This window comes from Mesorhizobium sp. WSM4842 (genome assembly GCF_055901575.1).
In genome coordinates, this window is the sequence record NZ_CM148372.1 from 6,606,754 (window position 1) to 6,629,283 (window position 22,530).

A 22,530-nucleotide genomic window follows, 5' to 3' on the forward strand; every position below is an offset into this window, starting at 1 on the left:
CAGCTTAGTCTGTAGCGCGAAGGTGACATAATGCCTACTCCACACAACCCTCCGGCTGCGGTGCGGCGCGCGCTGCGCAAGCTTGGGGCGGACATCCATGATGCCCGTCGACGCCGGCGGTTGCCGATGGCGGTCGTCGCCGAGCGCGCCTTCACGTCTCGCTCGACGCTGCAAAGGGTCGAAGCCGGGGACACCAACGTCGGCGTCGGCATTTATGCCGGCGTCCTGCAGGCGCTCGGCCTCCTCGACGGCCTGAGCCAGGTCGCCGACATCAGCAACGACAGCGTCGGTCAGGCGCTCGCCAGGGCCGACCTGCCCAAGCATGTCCACTTCAAGCGGCCAACCGGATCGTCCCGCGATGGCTGACTTTGAGGGCCAGCCGCTCGGTATCTGTGCGGGTTGCCTCCACATGGATGAGCGCGCTTCCACCCCCGTCCGGCTACGCTCGGCCCGGTTACGCACGGAATCCATCAGTTGGTTGAGTGACAGATAGCGTTCGTCCGCCGGGCGTGAGAGCTATTCGGACGACACGCGGCCGATCCGTTCGCCGCGGCTGACATATCGGAGACCTTTTCTCCGACCCTTAACCCGTCACGGACACCCGGTCCCCCCTCTTCGTCTAATGGGGGCGTTGCGGGGTCTCACCGCAGAAGGGGGTGTGCCGGCGACCGTGGCCCGGCAGGGGGAAGGCTTTCCCCCCTGGGGACATGGCATGATCATGCTCACTCTGCGTTCGCGATTCATGAGAACTCTAACAGCATGAGCCAGCATTCGATGCGACTACTGTTTTCCTAGACACGCCAAGTCGTTAGACTGTTGATCGCATGGGAGTTGGTATTTAGTGCCATGGGAGAGTTTGGCGTCAATGATATTAGCGGAAGCCCATTGTTAAGAAGGACGGGGGGAATATGACAACAGCAGTAGACGAGACCCACAGGAAGACATCCAAGAAGCCTTATAACGAGCGTTCCGATCTCGAAAAACTGCAATCGCAGTGGAACAAGCTGTCCGGGCTCCATCTGAGGGATGAGCCTTCCGCCGCAATCGTGCGATGCGCCACGGCGGCTGAAATAGCTGCAAACTACGCAATTCGAACTGAATGGGCTCGCCAAACCGAATTCGATGCGGCGATTATCGACCAGTTCCTGCGGTGGGCGAACGGTCTGCACGGCAAGGTGACGCGCCTGTTTGTGCCCGTTTACTTTGCTCACCCGGCCAAGAGCAACACCGCGAAATCACTCATCAAGTCGGCTGAGAACATCAATGCTGTTCGAAACGGGGTCGTGCATCAAGGCACGTTCAGCAATGCGAAAGAAGCCGAGGCCGCTATTGCTGAAGCGAAGACGTTCATCAACTTGATCGTCGGCCTTTCAATTCCCGACTTCGACATCACCGCCAAGGCGAGTACAAAATAGTTGGGCTCTTTGGGGGACGGATGAACGTGGTGAGTGCAACTGTCGAATTGTGGGATGTCGAGGTCACGATCGGCTTGGCGATCCATACAAAGCACAGACATGTTCCTAGCCCGGTATCACCGCATTTCGAAGCCCCTCAGGCTGCGTCGACCCTGACGTTCTCTCCCGTCGCGCTGGCGGCGGCGGTCGCCAGAACGGCGACGACACGTCAGGCTCGACCGCAACTGCTGGCGGGCCTTCAGAAGAGCGCACTCGCTCAACTGGAATGCTTGATCTCGAACGCGCCGATGTTCGAACTCACGGATGACTTTGCGGACCTCGCCGACACCGAACGGACGCTGTTCACCGCGCGCTGCGGAGCTGGAATAACCGATCTCTATATGAACGCCTTGGGATATGTCTGGCGCGCGAACGCGGCCTGCCTGTCCAGCGCGCTCGATCCGCATGCGGATTTTCTTTACGATGGCGGGAACGTTGACGGCCTCGGTATCGTGCTGGCTGAAGCCCACGGTTCATTCGCCGCCAACGCCACGGCACAGACTGTCGCCGCGCAAGCAAAGCGCAAATATGCAAGGCAGGTGAAACCCTATGTGAATGTGGGGTCGCCCTTCGGCCACGTCATCCACGGCTATTCCGTAGCCTTTGGCTCGAAGCCGGGCACGTCTGGCGCCTTTCTGAGCGTAGCTGAAACGCGGATTCCGAAACCAAGGAAAAAGGCTCCGCCGCCTGCGAGCGAGCCGCCTGTTGGCCGCGGTGTGACAACGCAAATGGCGCTGGCGACGCACCGGTCGAACTTCCTGGTGATGGGCGTGAGCCCCGTCGTCAACTGGATCGATTGGATCAATACGGCTGGCGAGTTTCCCGTGGAATCCGGACCAGTCACCTTTGTCCGATTTCCTTATGCCGGCCGTTGGTATCTTGGCAACGCTTTCTCGATCTGGCCGGCTCTACGCCCCTATTGGTGGCACGATGAGCTCTGGGGCGATCCGAATTGGCGACAGCTTGCCATTGGAGACACTATCGTTCGCGGTTTGCTGGGCGAGTCCGTTTGTTTGTTCGTCATGGAGGAGACTGCCTGCAGGGCGTTCCTCGATAGCCTCACCGGTATTATCCGAGCCGGTGGTGACGATCGTCCCGAACGACTCGACCTGCCCAGCTTTGATCCCGCTGGGTTCGGTATTCGCGAGGACAGCCGAGGCCGGCGTGCCGACGGCTCTGACTATAATTACGCGCTGTTCCGCGATGGCCTGGCCTTGGTGGGCGACCCTTTTCGCCCGCGAAAATTCGAGACGAGGCGATGGTCGCCGAAGGAGGGATTCGAGAGCTAGCGGCGAAGCACTGGAGGCCCAAGAGAGCACCGTACAGGCCTCGAAGACTAAGGCGGGCGGCTCCCCTCTATGCTCCCCAAGCGTCGATGATCGTGCCCAGAGGAAATGGAGTTTTTTCCTTCGACCATTCGTGGTACGGCGCTGCTGTCTGGCTGTATGGGCCGGGCTCTGGCCGATCGAACTGGACGCGCGTCGGGATATGGAATGCACTTCCAAAAACGATCGCCTCGCCTGACGACAATATCGTCACCTGGTCGAGCAGGCGCCGCGCCTGCATCGGGATGATCCGGCGGAAATGGTCGATGTCGTCCGGGTTTTGCAGACGGTGGCTGATGAAATTGGCGCACTGACTAATAATGGTCTGGCTGATCTCGCTCGGGCGTTGGCTGGCGATGATGAGCGACAGTCCGAACTTGCGCCCTTCCTTTGCGATGCGCTCATAGGTCAGCCGCGCAAGACGATGACCGCGATCCTCGTCGGCACGAGCTGGCCGGGCGTAATTGTGCGCCTCTTCCAGGACGAGTACCCATGGGTGCTTGTAGCGTGACGCGGCGGGCAAGCGTTCCCGGGCCTCCAGGAGCACGCGCCCGATGACGGCGCAGGCATAGGGAAGCACTTCGTTGCTGAGCATCGAGAGGTCGAGCACAGACACCTTCGGACCTGCGGCAGTGCCCAAACCGAAGCGAGCGAACCAGGTGGATAGATTGGCGATCGCGGTGCCAGCGTCCTCATAGTTCAGGAATGCGCGCCACCGCTTGTCATCGAGGCGGGTCCTCAAACGCAGCTTCAGTGTCGTCAAATGGGCGTCCACCCTGAACGTGTCTTCCTTCGACACCGCGCGATTGATCAGAGACGGATCGGTCAGTGTCGAACGTGCAATCGGGATCGGTGAATCTGCGGTGCGTGCGCCTGCCTCCGCCGTATCGCTCCCGCCGACAATCTCGATCCGTATGGCGTCTTTCAGCTTCTCCGCTGCGGCAGCAATCGCAGCCTGATTGCCCATCACGTCCTGATTGTACTGATCGACACTGCGATGAGCCGTGAAAAGGGCCTCGAAGACCGCAGTGTCGATGTCGGTGTCAGCCAGATGGCCGACGATGGCATCGCAGTAAGAACCGGCGAACTTCCTCTTCACTTTCGTCAGTTCGCTGAGAAGCTGATCGAGCGCGCTCATCGCATTCTGAAGCGAACCCAGGCTGGCGGCAGCCGTAGCGTTGCCACCCTTGGCAATCGCCCACCAGTCTTTCAGTACGGGTTCCTGCGTCTGTTCCGATGCGCTCAGCCATGCGCAGATCTCTTCCGCGTTCAGGAACCAGAGCGGGAGGCTGAACTCCTGGCCATTGAGATAGATGCGATCCGGCAGGCGTGTCTCGGCTACGGCGGCGGGAAAGGCTTTGGCGTATTCACCATTGATGTCGAGAATGAAGATGTGCGGCTCCTGGGCAGCATCATCCAGTGCCTTCATTGCCTTCTGGATAAGGCTCGTCACTGAGAAGGATTTCCCTGAGCCCGTGTTTCCAACGATCGCCAACGGCCTGGAGAACAGGTCATTGTAGGACGCCCGCACGACATTGCGCGCCTGGCCAGTCGGAAAACCGATTTTCAGGTCGTAGTCGAAATCCTTGGCATCGTAGCCTTCCGGCCTGTTGCGGCGGGGTGGGATCTCAAATATCGCACGCAGGATGTCGGGCGATCCGATTTCTGCCGCCGTATCCAACGTCGGCAGAACGGATATGCCAGGACTGAAAGACGGCTCATCATCGGCGTGCTCGATGGTGCCCAACAACTGCACACTGGCAATCCGACGTGGCTTCATAAGTTCCAGACTGAGATCATCTCCGCTGGAAGGGTCGAAACTTTCCCGCGCCTCGAGGTCGGTGATGATGCCGATGACGGTTTCGCCCGCGCCCAGCGCGAAGGTGAGATAAGCATTGATGGCGATCGCTACCTGAACCCCATCGAGGGTCGCCCGCAACGCCGAACGGGTCTCGGGCAGCAATTCCACCTTCACCCGGAAGCCCTGAACTGAAACGATGTGGCCGATAAGACGTGGATTATCCATCCTACACCGCCGGATCAGGTTCGGTCGGCGTCGTGGAGGAAGCAATCTGCTTCTCGAAACGCCTCAGGCGCAGGAAGTCGTCCAGCCATTGCACGTCGGGCATTACCGAACGGGCGAAATCGTCAAAGGTGGCGTGCTTGAACTTGGCAGCAGCAAAGGCGGCGTCGGTTGGGGCTAGCACGAAAGCGCGTTTGCCGAGATCCTTGTAGCGGCGCACCCGCTCGATGACGGGGCTTGCTGGATTAGGCTCAATGACGAGCATCACCAACGACGGATTCATGAGCGCGTTTTCAATGATACGGCTGACATGATCGTCACCGAAGCCGTAGCCGAGAACGAGCAGGAAGGTCTGCGGGATACCGAGACGAACCTGAAAGGACCGGAAGAGGTGCGCGTAAGGCAACGTCAGGGTCTGCGCGAACTTGTTGGCCGTCGGCAGAATTCCGACCGATGGCGCCCCCCCTGCCAAATCGACGAGTGCCGCCGCCTTCTCGTCCGCTTTAAGGCCGGCATAGGTTCTGAACGGGGCAAGATCGGGATGCCGCGCACGCATCTCGCCGTCCTGCTCAAACCAGTGAATGGAGCCATGTAGCTTGTAGAAGTGCAAGAACTTGTCGAAGCGCCTTACGCGACCTTCGGCAACCTCGCCCGGATAATAGATATCGAGCCCGTAAACCGAGGGATCGAAGCGGGCAGCTGCACGGCCGGTGAATCCATCGAAATATTGGATACCAAGAAGCTCAAGAGCCTGCTCGAAGAGGGTATCATAGTTCAACGTGAAAAGGTGAGTTCGGCCGAGATTGCTGTCGCGCGCCACGAGCTTGGAGAGAAACGCAAGCTGCGGAGCGATCTCGCTTGCCGACTTCGCTTTGGCCGTATCGGGCAAGGACAGCGCGCATTCGGCGAAAATCGACATACGCAGACGATCAACGAACCACTTGAGATCGTCCAGGCTCGGTGCTGGCGTGCCCGGCCAAGAGACACCGGAGAATGGCGCGTCCTTCGACTGTCCAACGACAAGGGCGTTAGCGACAAAGGACAGCCAAGCCTCGAACCCCAGCGTCGGCTCATTCAGAAGATCGGCCAGCGAAACGGCATCCTGCCGTGCTTTGATGATGGGGCCGATAGAAGCCGGCACACCGGGAAGAGCCTCAATTGTCGCAAAGACGGCGCTTTCCAGGTTCGCCATCGTCTTGCCGCCCGCCGAAACCGACGTGCCGGAACCCGTCAGAACGACGAGGTTTTCCATCCGCAACCATTCGGAGATCAGAGCTTGGAGGCGAACGCGGCCTTGTTTCTGGTCGAGCCCAAGCAGAAGATCGCCGGCGTTGCCGTCTTCCGTCAAGCCAATGAGCTGATACTCGATAGGTACAGGCGCAGCCGTCATTATTCTATTCTCCCCCCTCCAAGCCGCCGCGCAGCGGATTTATGATCTGGAGCCCCACGAAGTCTTTTTCGTTGTCCGTTACAACGACGCAGTCATTTGCGCCTGCAACAGCCGCAATGATCATGTCGAGACCACTGCGGGGGCGGCCAGCCAGCTTCCCCTTCGCCATGAGTCGCGCCCAGACCAGACCGGCTTTATCGTCGAACGACAGGATACGCCCGGCAAACAGCGCCTGCGGCCCCTCTGGCCCCGCGAACCAGGCGTCGAGGCTGTCACGCTTCTTGCCTCGCGGCCTTTCGAGAATACCGCGCCGAATTTCGGCGATTGTGAGCGAGGCAATAAACAGATTCTCGTCGCGCTGCTCCCCCATCCAGGCCAGAAGCGACTCCGACGGCCTTGGCTTTACGATGTTGCTGATGATGTTGGTATCGAGAAGATAGCGCGTCACAGATCGACCTTGCGCCCCTCTTCACGGGGACGGGAAAGGTCGAGTTCGGCGCCAACAAGGGGCGAGCGCCGCAGAGCGGTCAGGATATTTCCGGGCTTCGGCGGCTTGCCGCCGACGGCTGTCTTGACTGCCGAGCGGACGTGTTCCGCTTCCGGGCCTTCCTCAGCCAGGCGACGCGCAAGCGTGCGGATCAGTTCGCGGTCGGATTCAAGCGCCATGATCTCGAAGCGAGTGAGACCTCGCTGCGTCAGGCGCGTGCGATAATTCTCCGTGGCTCTTCTCTGTGCGGCATTGCCCATGGTAGCCTCCATGCTATATCTGGATATATAGTCCAGATTTGTAGCACCGACAAGTGAGGACAGGATGGAAGGGCGAGTTCCTGACAATTTGGGCGGGCCGGAGCAACGTCAGTATGTCCGTCTTCCATGACCCGCTTCGCTACGCCAAATTTCGCCTGCACCGCCAAGGACGCGCCTAATGCGCCCTGAACTCCGATGCGACCCGTGGCCGTTTCCGCTATGTGTTGGCCGAGGCCATGGACCGCCTCTCACGCGATCAGGAGGATATCGCAGGCATCTTCAAGCGCATGGCCTATTCCGACGTGAGATCGTTACCCTCTCGGAGGGCGAGGTCACGCATGTCGGCCTCAAGGGCACGATGAACGCTTTGTTTCTCAAGGACCTGGCCGACAAGCCACGCCGTGGACAGCGTGGGAGGTCGAATTGGGCAAGTCGGGAGCGCGGAAACGGCTATGGCTTTGACGTGGTCAAGAAGTTCGACGGAAACGGCGAGCCGGTCCGTGGTGACCGGACCATCGATGACATCCGCCGGATCTTCCGCGACTATGCAGCGGGAAAATCGGCCAAGCGGATTGCCTTCGAACTGAACGAGGAGGCCATCCCCGCGCCGGGCGGCGGCGATTGGGGCTCAGTACGATCAATGGCAACCCGAAACGCGGCAATGGCATCCTCAACAACGAGATGTATGTCGGCAAACTGATCTGGAACCGCCAGCGCTTCATCAAATATCCGGATACGGGCAAACGCCAGGCCCGGATGAACCCTGAGCCGGAGTGGATCACCTAGGTTGCCGGAGTTGCGCGTCCTTGATGACCATCTCTAGCAAGCCGCCGCCGCTTATCGAGAAATTTGCGGTTCAGCGAGCGGATGGTGCGGAGCTTGCTATTCGCTTTTATCAACGTCGCAATAACAGGCGACATGCCTGGCGGCGGTGCCAATCAGGTCAAAACAATGGCTTCTCCTTAAAGCAGCCATGGCGAACCAACAAGTCTCTGGTGGCGACCCTCAATCATTCTTGCAGCCGCGCGCGTCTGCCTTGTGGGAGCCAAACGACCATATGGCCGATTCACCTGGTTATTTGGAAATGCACCCGGTTCTCGGTGAAGCCATCATGGCGACGCATGCAACAGCGTGCGCGGAAGCTGAAGGTTTGCAGGTTGTAACCGAATTCCCAACGCTCCATGGTAGGCTAATCGGAACGCCACGCGAGAAGATTCTCGACGCATGCATTGACGGCCCGAAGATTGACGGAAAAGTCACTGGCGAACACATCCTTGAGTTTATTGTCCATAAGCAATGCGAGATCGATCTCCTCGCCAAGGACGGAATTTATGCGCTGCACGAAGAGCGGAAGGCCTTGGCCGACTTTCGCGAAAAACTGGAAAAACTTGCTGCGGAGGATTTTACGCAACCGATCTTCGATGTCGGCGTACGCGAGGAAAAGATCAAGGATCTCCTTAGGGATCTGTTCAAAGAATGGGAGAAGGATAAGAAGTTATTCGCCGGAATTGGCCGACGCTTCTTCGGCGCCGGTGTTCTCACAGAGCCGAGCAAATTCATAGAGAAGATTGGCGAGGCGCTCCTCAAACCCGAGAGAGGGCTTGCTGGCGTGCAAGGAGCAGCACTTGCTGCCGCACCCCAAGCGGCATCGACAGCCGGCGCAGGCGGCAGCCTCACCCCCGTGCTCGTGACCGCCGGTTTCGGCTTCGTCGTTGGGGTGGTAGTCCGCAGTGTCGAGAGTTGGGTAAAGGTGCGTAAGGCCGGGAAAGACAGCCCTCTTCGCTATCTCACGGCTCTGGAGAGCCACGGCGTCATGTTCACAGTGTCTCGTTGAGCTGAAAACCGCTCGCCAAAAAAGCGGGATAGCACGCATGATCTTCCTAGAGTCACGAGCCGTGGCAACGGCCAGAATTTTCGTCTCTCCGCGAGACTACCGAAGCCGTCGAGCTGAGGCATACGCGGCGACATGAGTATATCTAAACCCGACATTGTCTACGGGGCAGTGGCGGTGAAAATCGGTATTCGCGCGTCTCGACCAAACGTCAGCACATCAATCCGCAGATCCGTGCTCTAAAGGGAGCCGGGTGCCGCTGATATTCTCGGCCAGAAACTGGACGCCTTACCTCCCGTCTGGAGAGAAGGAGGCGCTGGTTGCGGCGATTTTACATAGAGACGTGCCGAGAAAGGCATGGCGCTCCTTCACTAAAGGATTCCGACCTATTTCCCGTGCAGACGATAATTCATAGTGGTATTGGGCGACAGATCTTCCAGCGCGTCAACGCCTGACCATTCGAATCGAAAGAACTATCTTGATACCCGCAATTGCAGCCCCCGAGGGCAATCAAGGTGCCCGTCAGGCTGCGCGCGCTGTCATCGACAGGGTGCTGCAGATGCGGCAGCTATGGGAGGATGCAGCGAACTCCTATTTCGACCCGAGCAGGTTTCAGCTCTCAGTTCAGAATTGCATAACGACCGCACGAACTGTCACCTTCATCGTCCAGTCCAACAAGAAGGCGTTGGCCAATTTCGATTCCTGGTACGAACCCCACCAGAAGCGCTGTGCCGACGACCCGGTGATGGTCTGGGCCCGCGACACCCGCAATTCAATCGAGAAGCAGGGCGATCTCGCCACCCACAGCCAGGTCCATGTCGAGTTAGTGGCCTCATACCTAGATGGACCGCAATCCGCATGGGTGCCAGCTAACCTGTTCACGACCACCAATGAGATTTGGAAAGCTGTTCCGGCCGACTTGCGCACGCCCCACACGATCGAGAACGGCACCCTGATCGTTGAAAGAAGGTGGGTGGCCAATAACTACTTCGAGGTAGAGCTGCTTGAGGCAGTCGCCCACGTCTATTCAGTCCTCGCCGACATCGTGACTGATTTCGTGAAGGCGCTGGAGCTCGCCATACCGGGAGTTATCGAGGCGAGCAGGCCAGATACCATGGCACAGCTCGCATTGGACAGGGCGGTTTACGTTTCCATGAAGGACGGTGGAATAATCGGCGTTCGCATGGAGAAAGCCAACGGGCCTCGGATTAAGGAGAAGCATATCCTTAAGCGTTACGGCAAAAAGGGCACCCACAGTATATACGACCTGAAGAAGGCGAACACGTTCCAGGAAGTCTGTGTGGCCTATTTCCGCACAGCCCGAATCGTCCTTCGCCACGACGGCTATCACCGTAGCTTCGCGCTGCTGCTTAAAGGCTCTGGCGTTTTCCGGGTTGTTGGAACAGACCATCCGGATCGCGCTTCCCGCTATCTGTTGGTCCGCGAACTCGCGAGGTACGCGACGGCTGAAGGTGTGGACGGAGTGATCATGATCAACGAATCGTGGGTGGCAAATCTGAAGGATGCGCCCAAAAGCGGTTTCGCCGTCGATGCCAAGAACCGCGGTGAGGCCCTCACGCTTGTCGCAGCCAATGCTCAGGATGAAGAGATCAGCATCATGGCGCCATTCCACCGCAAGAAGAACAAGGCCCATAAAATCAAGCTGATCGAGCCCAACAAGGTCAGTGTTGGCAAGCCTCATTTCATTCTCATCCCATTCCTGAAGGAGTGGGGACGGTTCGACATCAAAAGATACGAGGAGCCCTCCCAGCTTGCGGCAGAAGCTGGCATCGAAGATCCTTGGGCGAAGGCCTAGTCAGCCATATCTCGCAAACTTGTCCGGCGTTGCTTCCAACTTCTCCCACGCGCAACCTTGCTGCGATCGAGCGAGGTGTAGGTTTCGCCACCAAACTCCTGTGCAATCATCTCAGCCTGGAACGGCTCCTTGAACCGGGAGGCTAGGATCAGCCGCCGCAACGCGCTGTCCTGCGGCCGTGTGCGAAAGGCATCGACAAATTCACGCTGCCTGCCGTAAATCTCCTGCATGATCTATAAGTTTTCTGCATTCTCCGAGCTTGCACTTGAAAACATCCGCCGCTCCCAAGTGTTCTGCCGCCACTATTCCGACTTCAACGACCCTTTCGAGTTCTGGTCGATCGTGGACGAGGGTGAACCGCATCCTGAGCACGATCCCCAACGGTACCGCCACTTACCTTGGCGAGTTGCAGCAGACGTGCGCGCACTGAGGCGCCGATGTTCTTGATCTCTTTAGCCATTGGCAGTCAGCGCCTCGATATACGGCCGGATGACCGTGGCGACACCGCCACGCTCAGCCTGCCTGGCAATTTCGCCGGGCGTGGCCTTGCGCTGGCGAAGCGCTTCCTGGAGGCCCTCGATCGCCACCGACAGGCCGATCTTGTTGCGATATCGGAAACAGTCCGCGATTGTTTTGACAACCCCAAACACCTTTACGGTCACGCCCTCGACAACATGAGTTTCGACGCTGTCGTTGAGCAGACTTTCGGTAAAACGCACGATGCGAATGGGTGTGCCGTCGGGTTTGGGAGCCCAGTCTTTCTGGCCGATGGCCAGCCATACCTGTCTCGGAAGCTGATCCGTCAGCTGGTGGAATGCCAGGGCTGACACAAGGCAGACAGCGCCTTTGGGTACGCGCTTGGCAGCCTCGGCTAGGCTATGATTAGCGTCGAGCGGCACATCGGAGAGCTGGTAGAGGCCGCGTGCGAGCCGGAGCACCTCCCCATCCCGTTCCATGCGACTCATCGTGGCCGCTGTTACGCCGGCGTTGCGCAGCTCCGCGAGACGCGCGATTCCGCGCAGTGTCAGAAGTGCGTGGGCGATTTGGCGCTGGGGAGCGGGCTCTGGCATTGATACGAAATCTCGGAACTAAGGGGTTACAGTCCGAGGATTTGTATCACTTGTTGAGAATCAATGGAAGCCAATCGTCAGCCGCATTGAGCCTTGCGCCGCAGCCATGCTTTGAGCTCGCCGTGGACGGCGGCGCCTTCGAGCAGGATATCGGTTTCCTTGGGATGTGGTCCATCGGGATAGAGATCGGAGCCATGGACAAGATGGATTTCATCCCCATCGATGCTGAGCGTCCCTGCCCATCGCGCGGCGACCAGCGCATGAAGGCCTCGGCCGTTCGCCGCATCTTCGCAAGCCGGCCTTACCGCGCAGCCGCCGTTGTGCTGGGGCGAATCCTAGCCGGTTATGCACGTGTCGCAACAGATCCTTCAAAGAAAATCGCGGACTTTTAGCACTCTAAACCGCTGAGAATATGTACGTTGAGCCTATCATTTGGGCCGCGGGTCGAGACCGTGGCGTATCGGAAACGATCTGCGATGCGGTCGGGCGTATTGACCTCGTCGGATGGCAAGATTGCTCTGAAATTAGTGGAAGGACGCCAAATGGAGGAAGTCAATACAAGGAGTGCCGGCCGATGATGACACTGGTCATGCGCCTAAAGGCCGCGGCTCATCTTGATCGACTTCGAATCCTGGGACTTTGTGCGCATGCGGACCTGACCGTCTGCGAGCTAGCAGAAGTTCTGAGTCTGTCTCGCGAGCACGTGGTCGCACACGTGCGCCAGCTCGCCAGAGCCGGCTTTCTTCTCGGCAACGAACAGCGCCCCTGGCCTTCGTACCACCTCGAAGCAGGAGGCTCGGACGGCGGCTTGGTTCAATTGTTGGTTGATCTCCTGCCCCACGGCGATGGCCATCACAGACAAGACCTACAGCGCCTGGAGGCGATACAGGGCGCGCGGTCCAAGGTGGCCGCCTGCTTGTCCTGAAACTTAGTCCCAATGGAGCGCGAAGCTGATATGGACAATTCGACTGGCGGCGCCATCGCGGAGCTTGACACTTGCGAGTGGCCTCACCTGGCTGTCGCAGATTCTCGCGTTCACGAGCTGCTTTTAAGACAGGAGCGCCAGGAGCGGACGACCCTCAAACTTATCGCCTCCGAGAACTTCGCGTCCTCCGCGGTGCTGGAAGCGACCGGGTCTATTTTCACCAACAAGTATGCCGAGGGATATCCCGGCGCGCGCTACTACGCCGGAAACGAGATTGTCGATGAGCTTGAGAATCTCGCCATCGAGCGATTGAAGGCGCTGTTCGGCTATGAACACGCCAACGTGCAGCCTTATTCCGGCTCGCCGGCCAATCAGGCTGTCTGTCGAGCGCTGTTGTGTCCGGGAGACAAGATGATGGGCTTGACCCTCCCCGGCGGGGGGCATCTGACGCACGGTTGGGCCGTCAACTTCTCCGGCACTGATTATCAGCGAGTTCCGTACGGGCTGCACGAAAAGACGCAGCAGATTGACCATGACCGCTTGCGCGAGACGGCCAAACGCGAACGACCGAAGCTCATTTGGGTCGGCGGAACTGCTTATCCGCGCATCTTTGACTATGAGGCAATGGCCGACATTGCTTCGGAGGTGAACTCCTATCTGGTAGCCGACATCGCCCACATCAGCGGCCTCATTGTCGCAGGAGTGCATCCGAATCCCGTTGGCCATTGCGATGTTGTCACCAGCACCTCTCACAAATCGATCCGCGGCCCCCGCGGTGGCTTCATCTTGTCAAGGAATGAAGACCGCTATCAGGCGCTCTACCATTCCAAGAGCAAACACAATCTGGCCAAACGCATAGACCGTGCCGTGTTCCCTCTCCTCCAGGGCGGACCGCACATGAATACGATTGCCGCGCTAGCTGTCGCTCTGCACGAAGCAGGGAATGCATCCTTCCGTGTGTACGGTCAGCAGATCGTCAACAACGCCAAGGCTCTGGCCCAGGCCCTTCTGGAGCGAGGTTATGAACTCGTCACGGGGGGCACTGACAATCACATGCTGATCCTTGATCTTAGGGACCGGCCGCTGTCTGGGAAAGACTATGCCGAGCGTCTGTCGCAAGCAGGTATCATTACGAATTTCAACATGGTGCCGGGCGACCGGCGCCATCCCGCGCTCACCAGCGGCATACGCTTAGGCACGCCAGCAGTGACGTCTGTGGGCATGCGCGAAGCGGAAATGGTGCAGATTGCCGCTTTCATCGACCTGGTCTGTCGCCAGCCCGATGATTCGGACGTGCATGCCAGAGTGCGCAGAGACGTTGCCGACTTCTGCGCTGCGTTCGACGTGCCTGGCATCTCCGACAGGTAAGACGGCCGGATCAACTGTCACATCAATTCCAACGTTTGAAGCGAGGACATTTCATGCCCAGACAATTCGTGTTTTCTTCCGAATCCGTCGGCGCCGGACATCCCGACAAGATGGCCGACAATATCTCAGATGGCGTGCTCGATGCGATCCTTCGTAAGGATCCTAAGGCTCGCGTTGCTTGTGAAGCGTTGGTGAAGTCAGGGATGGTCGTTCTGGCTGGCGAGATCACCAGTCACGCGCAGATCGACTACAGCCAAGTTGCCCGCGATATCATTTTGGACATTGGATATGATGACGATGCGATCGGCTTTGACGGCCGCCGTTGCGCCGTGATCTTGGCCTTGACCGAGCAGTCGCCTGACATCAGCCAGGGCGTCGACGAGGGACGAGGGCAGGATCTCGAGCAGGGAGCGGGGGATCAGGGCCTCATGTTCGGGTACGCGTGCAACGAGACCGAAACATTGATGCCGTTGCCAATCCAACTCGCTCACGAATTGACAAAAAAACAGGCGGAGGTGCGCCAAACCGGACGCCTTGGCTGGCTTCGCCCGGACGTTAAATCTCAAGTGTCCGTCCGTTATGAGGGTTTGCGCCCGATAGCGCTCGATACCATAGTCCTGTCGACGCAGCATGACGAAGAGGTCTCACAAGCCACGGTCCGCGAAGGCGTCATTGAGGAGATCATAAGGCCGGTCTTGCCCCACGACTTGGATACTACCGGGATAAGGTTCCTGGTCAATCCAACAGGCCGGTTCGTGGTCGGTGGGCCGCGCGGCGACTGCGGGCTCACCGGCCGCAAGATCATCGTCGATTCCTACGGCGGTATGGGGCGTCACGGCGGCGGTGCCTTTTCGGGCAAGGACCCCTCCAAGGTTGATCGGTCGGCCGCCTATGCGGCGCGGTACGTCGCAAAAAACGTCGTTGCCAGCGGACTGGCGCAGGTGTGCGAGGTTCAGCTTGCTTACGCGATCGGTGTGGCCGCGCCGGTCTCTATCCTCGTCAATACATTCGGAACCGCAAAGATTGATGAAAAAAGGATCGAGCGCGCCGTCCTTGAGCTTTTCGATCTCCGGCCGAAAGGCATCATCAAGGCGCTTGATCTCTTACGGCCGATTTACCGCAAGACCGCGACATACGGACACTTCGGCCGCGAAGAGCCGGAGTTCACCTGGGAAAAGACGGACAGAGCTGACGACCTGTTGCGTGAGGCAGGACCGGCAGCTGCGTGATGCGCGGGTATTGGATGCGTGGGCATAGTGCGACCCATTCCACACTCGCCAAAAAACACGCCGGCCCCGGCGTGGCGAGAAGCCGGCTCGGGTTTTTGGCGGAGACACTGATCTCGAAATATGACGTGCTTTGCATCGGCAATGCCATCGTCGACATCATCGCGCAGTGCGACGAAGCATTTTTGGAGACGAACGGCATCATCAAGGGCGCGATGAACCTGATCGACACGAGGCGCGCCGAGCTGCTCTACAGCCGCATGGGCCCGGCCATCGAAGCCTCCGGCGGCAGCGCCGGCAACACGGCGGCGGGTGTCGCCAGCTTCGGCGGCCGCGCTGCTTTCTTCGGCAAGGTCTCCAACGATGCGCTAGGCGAAATCTACGCCCACGACATCCATGCGCAGGGGGTTGCCTTCGACACCAGGCCGCTCAAGGGCGAGCCGCCGACGGCGCGCTCGATGATCTTCGTTACCCCAGACGGCGAGCGCTCGATGAACACCTATCTCGGCGCCTGCATCGAGCTCGGGCCGGAGGATGTCGAGGTCGACAAGGCCTCTGGCGCCAAGGTCACCTATTTCGAAGGCTATCTGTGGGATCCGCCGCGCGCCAAGGAGGCAATCCGGCAGACGGCGATGCTGGCGCACGCGGCAGGCCGCGAAGTGTCGATGACACTGTCGGATTCGTTCTGCGTCGACCGCTATCGCGACGAATTCCTCGACCTGATGCGTTCGGGTACAGTCGATATCGTCTTCGCCAACAGCCACGAGATCAAATCGCTTTATCAGACGGCGTCGTTCGACGAGGCGCTGGCGCAGATCCGCAAGGATTGCCGGATCGCCGCCGTGACCCGTTCGGAAAAAGGCTCCGTCATCGTGCGCGGCGACGAGACCGTGGTCATCAAGGCGACCGCGATCAAGGAGCTGGTCGACACGACGGGCGCCGGCGACCTCTATGCCGCAGGTTTCCTCTACGGCTACACGCAAGGCCGCAGCCTGAAGGATTGCGGCGACCTCGGTTCACTGGCTGCCGGATTGGTCATCCAGCAGATCGGCCCCAGGCCGCGGCAGACTTTGCGCCGCGAGGCTGAACAGGCGGGGCTGTTGTAGGGCGGCATCTCCGCCACGTGTTGCCCACCTTCCCGTTGTGCGGGCTGTCCAGCCAAGCGCGGGTAAAACGTCGCGTACCCGTCCGTGAAGGATGGCGGTTTTCTCCAAATTTCTGATTTCTTGAGGCTCAGGGACGTTGTCGCACTTCGGGCCAGTACTGCCGGCCGATCATGATGGCCAACACGCCCTTTTTGACGAAAGTCGTTTTGAGCCGGGATCGTAGACTGGCAGATTGCCCGAGCGGCCAGGCACAGCCTGCGCAGACCGGCGAGTGGCGCAAATGGCTCAGCTCTACCGCGACCTGCGACTTGGGAAACACGCCGCAGGTGAACGGTTCACATAAACACATAAACATTTCTTTATACCGCATTGACAACAAAGCGGGCTGCTGCGATTGTCCGCGTGTCGTGGTTCTCCGCAAGGCGTTGCCGTAGCGGAGCTAAGAGGGAAGCCGGTGCAATGCCGGCGCTGCCCCCGCAACTGTAAGCGGCGAGCCAAACCCATCAATGTCACTGGGGCGCTGCCCCGGGAAGACGGGGCAGAGGCTGTGACCCGCGAGCCAGGAGACCTGCCACGGTAAACAACGTCCACGGGCGGGGTGTCTGATGGCCGCGGCAGCTCGGCGTTTATGCCGGCCTGCTAGCGCCTTCCTTGTCCCCGCCGCAACCATCGGGGTATGGAATGAATGTCTCCCAGCAAGTTCCCATAGCAACGCTTGGCATGCCGCGTATCGGTCGCCGGCGAGAACTGAAATTCGCGCTCGAAAGCTACTGGTCCAGAAAATCTTCTGCTGCCAACCTTCTGTCGACGGCGAAGGCACTCCGTGCCGCCAGCTGGAGCGAGCAGCATGACCGCGGCGTGTCGAAAATCCCGTCGAACGATTTCTCACTGTATGACCATGTGCTCGACACCGCAGCAATGGTCGGCGCCGTGCCAGCTCGTTACGGCTGGACGGGCGGGGAGGTCCCGCTCGACATCTATTTCGCGATGGCGCGCGGGACGCAAGGCGATGCCGCGGCTTGCGGACGCGCCAGTCACGGGCATGCAGGGCAGCGCGTAACCGCGATGGAAATGACCAAATGGTTCGACACGAACTACCACTACATCGTGCCGGAGCTGGGCGACGATCAGACATTCGCCCTCTCGTCGACGAAACCAGTCGATCACTTTCTGGAGGCAAAAGAGCTCGGCATCCATACACGCCCGGTCATCCTTGGACCGGTGACCTTCCTCAAGCTGGCAAAGTCTCCCGACCAGGGCTTCAATCCCATAGCGCTCCTACCGCGCCTGCTGCCCGTCTACGAGCAACTCCTGCGGAGGCTGGAGCTCTCGGGGGCCGACTGGGTACAGATTGATGAGCCGGCGCTTGTGCTCGACCTTAACCCGAACGAACGAGCTGCCTTCGAATTCACATACGGCCAGCTGTCGAAAGCCGCGCCCAAGTTGAAAATTATGATGGCGACCTATTTCGGGCCGCTGGGAGACAATCTGGAGACCGCGCTTTCGCTGCGCCTGGCGGGCCTACATCTCGACCTCGTGCGCGCTCCCGAGCAGTTGGAGACGGTTGGTCGGCTCGCACCGAAGGATCTGGTGCTCTCACTTGGCTTGATCGACGGCCGCAACGTCTGGCGCGCGAACCTGGCTGCCATTCTCGACCGCATCAAGCCGGTCGTTGCCGGCTGGCCGCTGGATCGCGTCGAGATTGCGCCTTCCTGCTCGATGCTTCATGTGCCGATGGACCTGCGGATGGAGACCGCGCTCGATGTGGACGTCAGTTCGTGGCTGGCATTCGCCGCCCAGAAGACTGAAGAGCTGCTCGTGCTGGCCCAAGCCTTATCCGAAGGCAGGGAGGCCGTAGCAGGCTCACTGGAAGCTTCTGCCGAGGCGGCCGCCGCGCGCGCAATGTCTACAAAGGTCCATGATGCGCTCGTCCACGGGCGAATTATCAGCATTGACGGCGTCATGAAGCAACGAAAGAGCGCATTTCCCAAGCGCTCGAGAATCCAGGCTGACACGCTCGGCCTGCCGCCGTTCCCCACGACTACCATCGGGTCCTTCCCGCAGACGCCCGAGGTGCGCAGGGCGCGCTCCGCTCATGCGAAGGGCAGGCTGAGCTATGTCGACTACCAGGCCTTCCTGAAGAAGGAGACTGAGGCGGCGGTCCGTTGGCAGGAGGAGATCGGGCTGGACGTGCTGGTACACGGCGAGTTCGAACGAAACGACATGGTGCAGCATTTCGGCGAGCAGCTGTCCGGCCTCGCATTCACCCAGCATGGCTGGGTGCAAAGTTACGGCTCCCGGCTCGTGCGCCCTCCCATCATCTTCGGCGACGTATCGCGGCCCAATCCGATGACGGTCCTCTGGTGGCAATTTGCCCAGTCTCTGACGAAAAAGCCGGTAAAGGGCATGCTCACAGGCCCAGTGACGATTCTTAACTGGTCTTTTGTGCGCGACGACGTACCCCGCGCCGAGGTCTGCCGCCAGATCGCACTCGCCATCCGCGATGAAGTGGCCGACCTTGAAAGAGTTGGCGCAAGGGTGATCCAGATCGATGAGGCCGCGTTTCGCGAAGGCTTGCCCCTGCGGAAGTCCGATTGGAAACATTATCTCGGCTGGGCAGTCGAATGCTTCCGTCTCGCTTCAACGGGTGTAGAGGACGCGACCCAAATTCACACCCACATGTGCTATTCTGAGTTCAATGAGATCATCGACTCGATCGCTGAACTGGACGCGGACGTGATTTCGATCGAGACGTCGCGCTCCAAAATGGAACTGCTAGACGCCTTCACGAAGTCAAAATATCCGAACGAAATCGGTCCTGGCGTCTACGACATTCACTCACCACGTGTCCCGGAAATTGGCGAAATTTTGCATCTCGCCCAACTTGCCCGCGAGCGACTGTCGGACGGCCAACTGTGGGTGAATCCGGACTGTGGCCTCAAAACAAGGAAATGGGAGGAGGTCCGCCCTGCCCTCATGAACATGATCGCTGCAGCAAGCGCGCTGCGGGAGAAAGTGCAGGCGCAGGCCGCTGGGCCACTGTGACCGGCAAACATGTGGCGGGCTGCGCGGATAATTCAAACAAAGGACGACATCGAAAAGCCGCGCACAGGTCGGTGGACGCGTGCGAGTCCCCACCCTTGTCGTCCAGCCGAAGGTCCGCTCGACGGCCCAGCGGCGAGGCAGGATTTGGAAGCGCTTCCGGTCCGAAGGACGGATGATTTCGATCACGAAATGGGGGAAGGCGGCTTTGTCCATGAGCTTCAGCCTCTCACACAGCCAGGGGTCAACAGACACTTCACCGAGGGGCGAACGCTTGCGGATGCCGCCTGTGCACCGGCACCATCGAGATATCGGCGGCGAGATCGACCATCGAGAGCACCGGTATCGAGGGAATGCGTCGCATGTGGCGGACATCGACAAAATAGCCATACCGCCCAGCCGCAAGCTGCGACCATTACTCATCGCTTGAATTGAAACTTGGCTGCATCTGGCATGGCGTTTGCTCCGCTTCTGCTGAGGTTCGCTGAAAACAGAGTTTTTCAAGCGCATGGATCGCGGTGGAATGTTGCTTCGACACAAAGGCAGCCGCCAACATTACGATCGGCCAAGGATCTCAGGTGTGCTCTCCGAGCGCACCTTTTTCGTTGTGCAGGCTACCGGAGGAGCGGCAAGGAGCGGAATCAACCAAGGTGTAAGGAGCACTTGATGTCGAACATGATGAAGGCGTTGGTGAAGGCCAAGGCCGAACCGGGCATCTGGATGGAAGAGGTGCCGGTGCCGGAGATCGGCCCCAACGATGTGCTGATCAAGATCAAGAAGACGGCGGTCTGCGGCACTGACTTGCACATCTACAATTGGGACCAGTGGGCGCAAAAGACGGTGCCGGTGCCGATGGTCACCGGCCATGAATTTATCGGCACGGTCGCCGATTTCGGCGCAGCGGTCACCGAATACAAGGTCGGCCAGCGCGTGTCGGGCGAAGGCCACATCGTCTGCGGCCATTGCCGCAACTGCCGTGCTGGGCGAGGGCATCTGTGCCGCAATACGCTCGGTGTCGGCGTCAACCGTCCCGGCGCCTTCGGCGAATATCTGGCGATCCCGCAGCACAATGTCGTGCCGATCCCCGATGATGTGCCGGACGAGACCGCGGCGATCTTCGATCCCCTGGGCAATGCCGTTCACACCGCATTGTCCTTCGATCTGGTCGGCGAGGACGTGCTGGTCACCGGCGCCGGGCCGATCGGCATCATGGCTGCGCTCGTTGCCCAATGCGTCGGCGCGCGAAAGGTGGTCATCACAGACATCAACCCGGTGCGGCTTGCGCTGGCGAAAAAGCTTGGCGTCCAGCATGTCGTCGACGCGTCGAAGGAAAAGCTGCGCGACGTCATGCCGGCGCTCGGCATGACCGAAGGTTTTGACGTCGGCCTCGAAATGTCGGGTGCGGCACCCGCCTTCCGCGACATGATCGACACCATGAACAATGGCGGCAAGATCGCCATTCTGGGCATTGCCCCGACCGGCTTCGAGATCGACTGGAACAAGGTCATCTTCAAGATGCTGCATCTCAAGGGCATCTATGGCCGCGAAATGTTCGAGACCTGGTACAAGATGATCGCCCTGGTGCAGGGTCCGCTCGATGTCAGTGGGTTGATCACGCACCGCATCGGCATTGACGACTACAAGACTGGGTTCGACGCGATGCGCAGCGGCAATTCGGGCAAGGTGGTGATGGACTGGTGAGCGTTGGCCGGGTGCCGTTCCGGAAAGTTGGAGGGACGGCACCCCCCGGCCTGCCGGCGATCTCGCCGCGAGGGGCATCGCTGTGCAAAGCAGTGGCTCCTCCCCCGACGTGCGCCGCTCAATCGTCGGCGACGTATCGCGGCCAAATCGGCGACGCTCGTGGCAATTCGCCCAGATCGGGCAAGGAAATGCTCACAGGCCCCGCCGCGATCGTCTGCTTTCCCAATGCCTAGGATCGAGGCCGAGGTGTTGTGGGCGTTTCAGTCGGCAAGATGGGATATGTGATCTCCGCTCGCTTTCCGGTCAGCGAATGAAGGTAGGCAACCAGCTGATCGATTTCGATTTGCGTTAGCTGTTCGCCAAGCTGGGTGGTGCCCATGATAGCGACGGCCTCTCTCAGGTCCCAGACCTTGCCCGAATGAAAGTATGGCGCGGTGATTGCTACGTTGCGCAGCGACGGCACGCGGAAAACATAGGAATCCTCGGGTACATTGGTGACGGCAAATCGTCCCTTGTCGTTCTCCGGCAGAATGTCGGCGCTAGGCCTCTCAACGAGGCCGAATGGATAATAGCCTTCCCCACCAATATTGACACCGGAATGGCAGGACGAGCAGCCCTTTTCGATAAAAAGGGCCAGGCCCTGTTTCTCTTTGGGACCGATGGCGGTCTCATCGCCATTGAGGAAGGCGTCGAAGGGGGCCGGCGTGACCAGTGTCGCCTCATACTCTGCGAGTGCATTGACTAGGTTGTCGAGGGTGATGGGATTGGCCTCATCCGGGAAAGCTGAATGGAACAACTCCACATATTGCGGCATCGATTTGAACGTCTCGACCACTCGATGCGGTGTGTTGGCCATTTCGACACCGGCCTGTATCGGCCCTTTGGCCTGAGCTTTCAGGTCTTCGGCGCGACCGTCCCAAAACTGTGATTTGTTGAAGACAGAGTTAAACACCGTCGGCGCGTTGCGCTGCCCCTTCTGCCAACCATGGCCAATCGAAGTTTCACGATTGTCGTCGCCCCCGGTGGCCAGGTTGTGGCACGAGTTGCAGGAGAAAACGCCTGAGGACGAGAGGCGTGGATCGAAGAACAGTGCCTTGCCGAGGGCAATCTTCTCCGGCGTGCTCGGGTTGTTGGCGAGCGCCGGCGTGAATGGCAAGGGCTTGAAGGTGGCCAGTGCCGTTTCTCTGAGGTCTGGCGGAATGGACTGCGCAGCAAAAGCTGTGGCTGCCACAAGCGCAACAGCCACCGCAGGGAATAGAATTTTCATAAATGGAGTCCTTACGATGTGCACGGAAACCATTCTCCACATGCGGCTTGCGAACGCCCTGCGCTAGATCAGCGGATCGAGGGAATCGTGCCTGCCGACCAAGCCAATCGAGCGGCGGAAACAGTAACTGCGGTGTATCCATCGCCCGACGGCGGATTCCATTGGTGGGCGCGCGCAATCGCTGTTTGTTCGCCTGAGGTTTGGTCGGTTCCGTGGCCTGTCGCCACATGCTGCCGCAA

Annotated in this window: 21 protein-coding genes, 1 pseudogene and 1 riboswitch; of the genes and pseudogenes, 14 read left to right on the forward strand and 8 right to left on the reverse strand. The window is 59.5% G+C overall.

Annotated features, from left to right (window positions below):
* Positions 1 to 30 precede the first annotated feature (30 nt).
* The 3 genes from AC0NIE_RS31975 to AC0NIE_RS31985 all read left to right on the forward strand — a co-directional run bounded on the left by AC0NIE_RS31975 (position 31) and on the right by AC0NIE_RS31985 (position 2,743).
* Positions 31 to 366 (forward strand): helix-turn-helix domain-containing protein, encoded by a 336-nt coding sequence (locus AC0NIE_RS31975; protein ID WP_473488995.1) that lies wholly within the window; start codon positions 31 to 33, stop codon positions 364 to 366.
* 542 nt (positions 367 to 908) lie between these two features.
* Entirely contained in the window at positions 909 to 1,415 is a 507-nt protein-coding gene (locus AC0NIE_RS31980) for a hypothetical protein (RefSeq protein WP_473488994.1), read from the forward strand.
* A gap of 29 nt (positions 1,416 to 1,444) precedes the next feature.
* Entirely contained in the window at positions 1,445 to 2,743 is a 1,299-nt protein-coding gene (locus AC0NIE_RS31985) for a hypothetical protein (RefSeq protein ID WP_473488993.1), read from the forward strand.
* Positions 2,744 to 2,810: 67 nt separating this feature from the next.
* On the opposite strand, the gene AC0NIE_RS31990 is transcribed toward AC0NIE_RS31985, so the two are convergent.
* The 4 genes from AC0NIE_RS31990 to AC0NIE_RS32005 are packed head-to-tail and all read right to left on the reverse strand — an operon-like array spanning position 2,811 to position 6,939.
* Positions 2,811 to 4,850 (reverse strand): ATP-binding protein, encoded by a 2,040-nt coding sequence (locus AC0NIE_RS31990; protein ID WP_474045134.1) that lies wholly within the window; start codon positions 4,848 to 4,850, stop codon positions 2,811 to 2,813.
* Positions 4,807 to 6,192 (reverse strand): SIR2 family protein, encoded by a 1,386-nt coding sequence (locus AC0NIE_RS31995; RefSeq protein WP_473488990.1) that lies wholly within the window; start codon positions 6,190 to 6,192, stop codon positions 4,807 to 4,809. Before AC0NIE_RS31995 ends, AC0NIE_RS31990 begins: the two co-directional genes overlap by 44 nt.
* Positions 6,193 to 6,196: 4 nt before the next feature.
* Complete coding sequence (locus AC0NIE_RS32000; protein ID WP_473488989.1) at positions 6,197 to 6,640, reverse strand: PIN domain-containing protein; 444 nt, start codon at positions 6,638 to 6,640, stop codon at positions 6,197 to 6,199.
* Positions 6,637 to 6,939, reverse strand: a complete 303-nt coding sequence (locus tag AC0NIE_RS32005; protein WP_473488988.1) for a hypothetical protein — start codon at positions 6,937 to 6,939, stop codon at positions 6,637 to 6,639. Before AC0NIE_RS32005 ends, AC0NIE_RS32000 begins: the two co-directional genes overlap by 4 nt.
* 358 nt (positions 6,940 to 7,297) lie before the next feature.
* Here AC0NIE_RS32005 and AC0NIE_RS32010 point away from each other — a divergent pair, with 358 nt between their 5' ends.
* The 4 genes from AC0NIE_RS32010 to AC0NIE_RS32025 all read left to right on the forward strand — a co-directional run bounded on the left by AC0NIE_RS32010 (position 7,298) and on the right by AC0NIE_RS32025 (position 10,586).
* On the forward strand, positions 7,298 to 7,639 hold the full coding sequence (locus AC0NIE_RS32010) for a recombinase family protein (protein WP_474045136.1): 342 nt from the start codon (positions 7,298 to 7,300) through the stop codon (positions 7,637 to 7,639).
* Positions 7,561 to 7,725 carry a hypothetical protein gene (locus AC0NIE_RS32015; protein ID WP_473489008.1) on the forward strand — a complete coding sequence of 55 codons (165 nt, stop codon included), beginning with the start codon at positions 7,561 to 7,563 and terminating at the stop codon, positions 7,723 to 7,725. Before AC0NIE_RS32010 ends, AC0NIE_RS32015 begins: the two co-directional genes overlap by 79 nt.
* Positions 7,726 to 7,996: 271 nt before the next feature.
* Positions 7,997 to 8,773, forward strand: coding sequence for a hypothetical protein (locus AC0NIE_RS32020; protein ID WP_473488986.1), 777 nt, complete (start codon positions 7,997 to 7,999; stop codon positions 8,771 to 8,773).
* A gap of 475 nt (positions 8,774 to 9,248) precedes the next feature.
* A complete protein-coding gene (locus AC0NIE_RS32025) occupies positions 9,249 to 10,586 on the forward strand; it encodes a hypothetical protein (RefSeq protein WP_473488985.1) in 1,338 nt (445 codons plus the stop codon).
* Here AC0NIE_RS32025 and AC0NIE_RS32030 read toward each other — a convergent pair.
* Positions 10,583 to 10,816, reverse strand: a complete 234-nt coding sequence (locus tag AC0NIE_RS32030; RefSeq protein ID WP_473488984.1) for a hypothetical protein — start codon at positions 10,814 to 10,816, stop codon at positions 10,583 to 10,585. The two genes, AC0NIE_RS32025 and AC0NIE_RS32030, sit on opposite strands and share 4 nt — an antisense overlap.
* Positions 10,817 to 11,038: 222 nt before the next feature.
* The gene (locus AC0NIE_RS32035; protein WP_473488983.1) at positions 11,039 to 11,656 is read right to left on the reverse strand and encodes a type IV toxin-antitoxin system AbiEi family antitoxin domain-containing protein; all 618 of its coding nucleotides are present in this window, start codon (positions 11,654 to 11,656) and stop codon (positions 11,039 to 11,041) included.
* Between AC0NIE_RS32035 and AC0NIE_RS32040 the strand changes: the two genes are divergently transcribed.
* The 6 genes from AC0NIE_RS32040 (at position 11,656) to metE (ending at position 19,326) form a co-directional block, all read left to right on the forward strand.
* Positions 11,656 to 12,048, forward strand: a complete 393-nt coding sequence (locus tag AC0NIE_RS32040; RefSeq protein WP_473488982.1) for a hypothetical protein — start codon at positions 11,656 to 11,658, stop codon at positions 12,046 to 12,048. The genes AC0NIE_RS32035 and AC0NIE_RS32040 overlap by 1 nt on opposite strands.
* 182 nt (positions 12,049 to 12,230) lie before the next feature.
* The gene (locus tag AC0NIE_RS32045; protein WP_473488981.1) at positions 12,231 to 12,581 is read left to right on the forward strand and encodes an ArsR/SmtB family transcription factor; all 351 of its coding nucleotides are present in this window, start codon (positions 12,231 to 12,233) and stop codon (positions 12,579 to 12,581) included.
* A 30-nt stretch (positions 12,582 to 12,611) separates the two neighbouring features.
* Positions 12,612 to 13,949, forward strand: a complete 1,338-nt coding sequence (locus AC0NIE_RS32050; protein ID WP_473488980.1) for a serine hydroxymethyltransferase — start codon at positions 12,612 to 12,614, stop codon at positions 13,947 to 13,949.
* 53 nt (positions 13,950 to 14,002) lie between these two features.
* On the forward strand, positions 14,003 to 15,178 hold the full coding sequence (gene metK, locus AC0NIE_RS32055; protein ID WP_473488979.1) for a methionine adenosyltransferase: 1,176 nt from the start codon (positions 14,003 to 14,005) through the stop codon (positions 15,176 to 15,178).
* Positions 15,179 to 15,288: 110 nt separating this feature from the next.
* Positions 15,289 to 16,281, forward strand: a complete 993-nt coding sequence (locus tag AC0NIE_RS32060) for an adenosine kinase (protein ID WP_473489005.1) — start codon at positions 15,289 to 15,291, stop codon at positions 16,279 to 16,281.
* 391 nt (positions 16,282 to 16,672) lie between these two features.
* Positions 16,673 to 16,871: riboswitch (cobalamin riboswitch) on the forward strand.
* A 115-nt stretch (positions 16,872 to 16,986) separates the two neighbouring features.
* On the forward strand, positions 16,987 to 19,326 hold the full coding sequence (gene metE / locus AC0NIE_RS32065; protein ID WP_473489004.1) for a 5-methyltetrahydropteroyltriglutamate--homocysteine S-methyltransferase: 2,340 nt from the start codon (positions 16,987 to 16,989) through the stop codon (positions 19,324 to 19,326).
* A gap of 93 nt (positions 19,327 to 19,419) precedes the next feature.
* On the opposite strand, the pseudogene AC0NIE_RS32070 reads toward metE, so the two are convergent.
* Positions 19,420 to 19,509: pseudogene (locus AC0NIE_RS32070) on the reverse strand (IS5/IS1182 family transposase); the annotation flags it as partial.
* Between the two features lie 480 nt (positions 19,510 to 19,989).
* Between AC0NIE_RS32070 and tdh the strand changes: the two are divergent.
* Complete coding sequence (gene tdh / locus AC0NIE_RS32075) at positions 19,990 to 21,024, forward strand: L-threonine 3-dehydrogenase (protein WP_473488978.1); 1,035 nt, start codon at positions 19,990 to 19,992, stop codon at positions 21,022 to 21,024.
* Between the two features lie 229 nt (positions 21,025 to 21,253).
* Here tdh and AC0NIE_RS32080 read toward each other — a convergent pair whose 3' ends face one another.
* On the reverse strand, positions 21,254 to 22,291 hold the full coding sequence (locus AC0NIE_RS32080; protein WP_473488977.1) for a cytochrome-c peroxidase: 1,038 nt from the start codon (positions 22,289 to 22,291) through the stop codon (positions 21,254 to 21,256).
* Positions 22,292 to 22,530 lie beyond the last annotated feature (239 nt).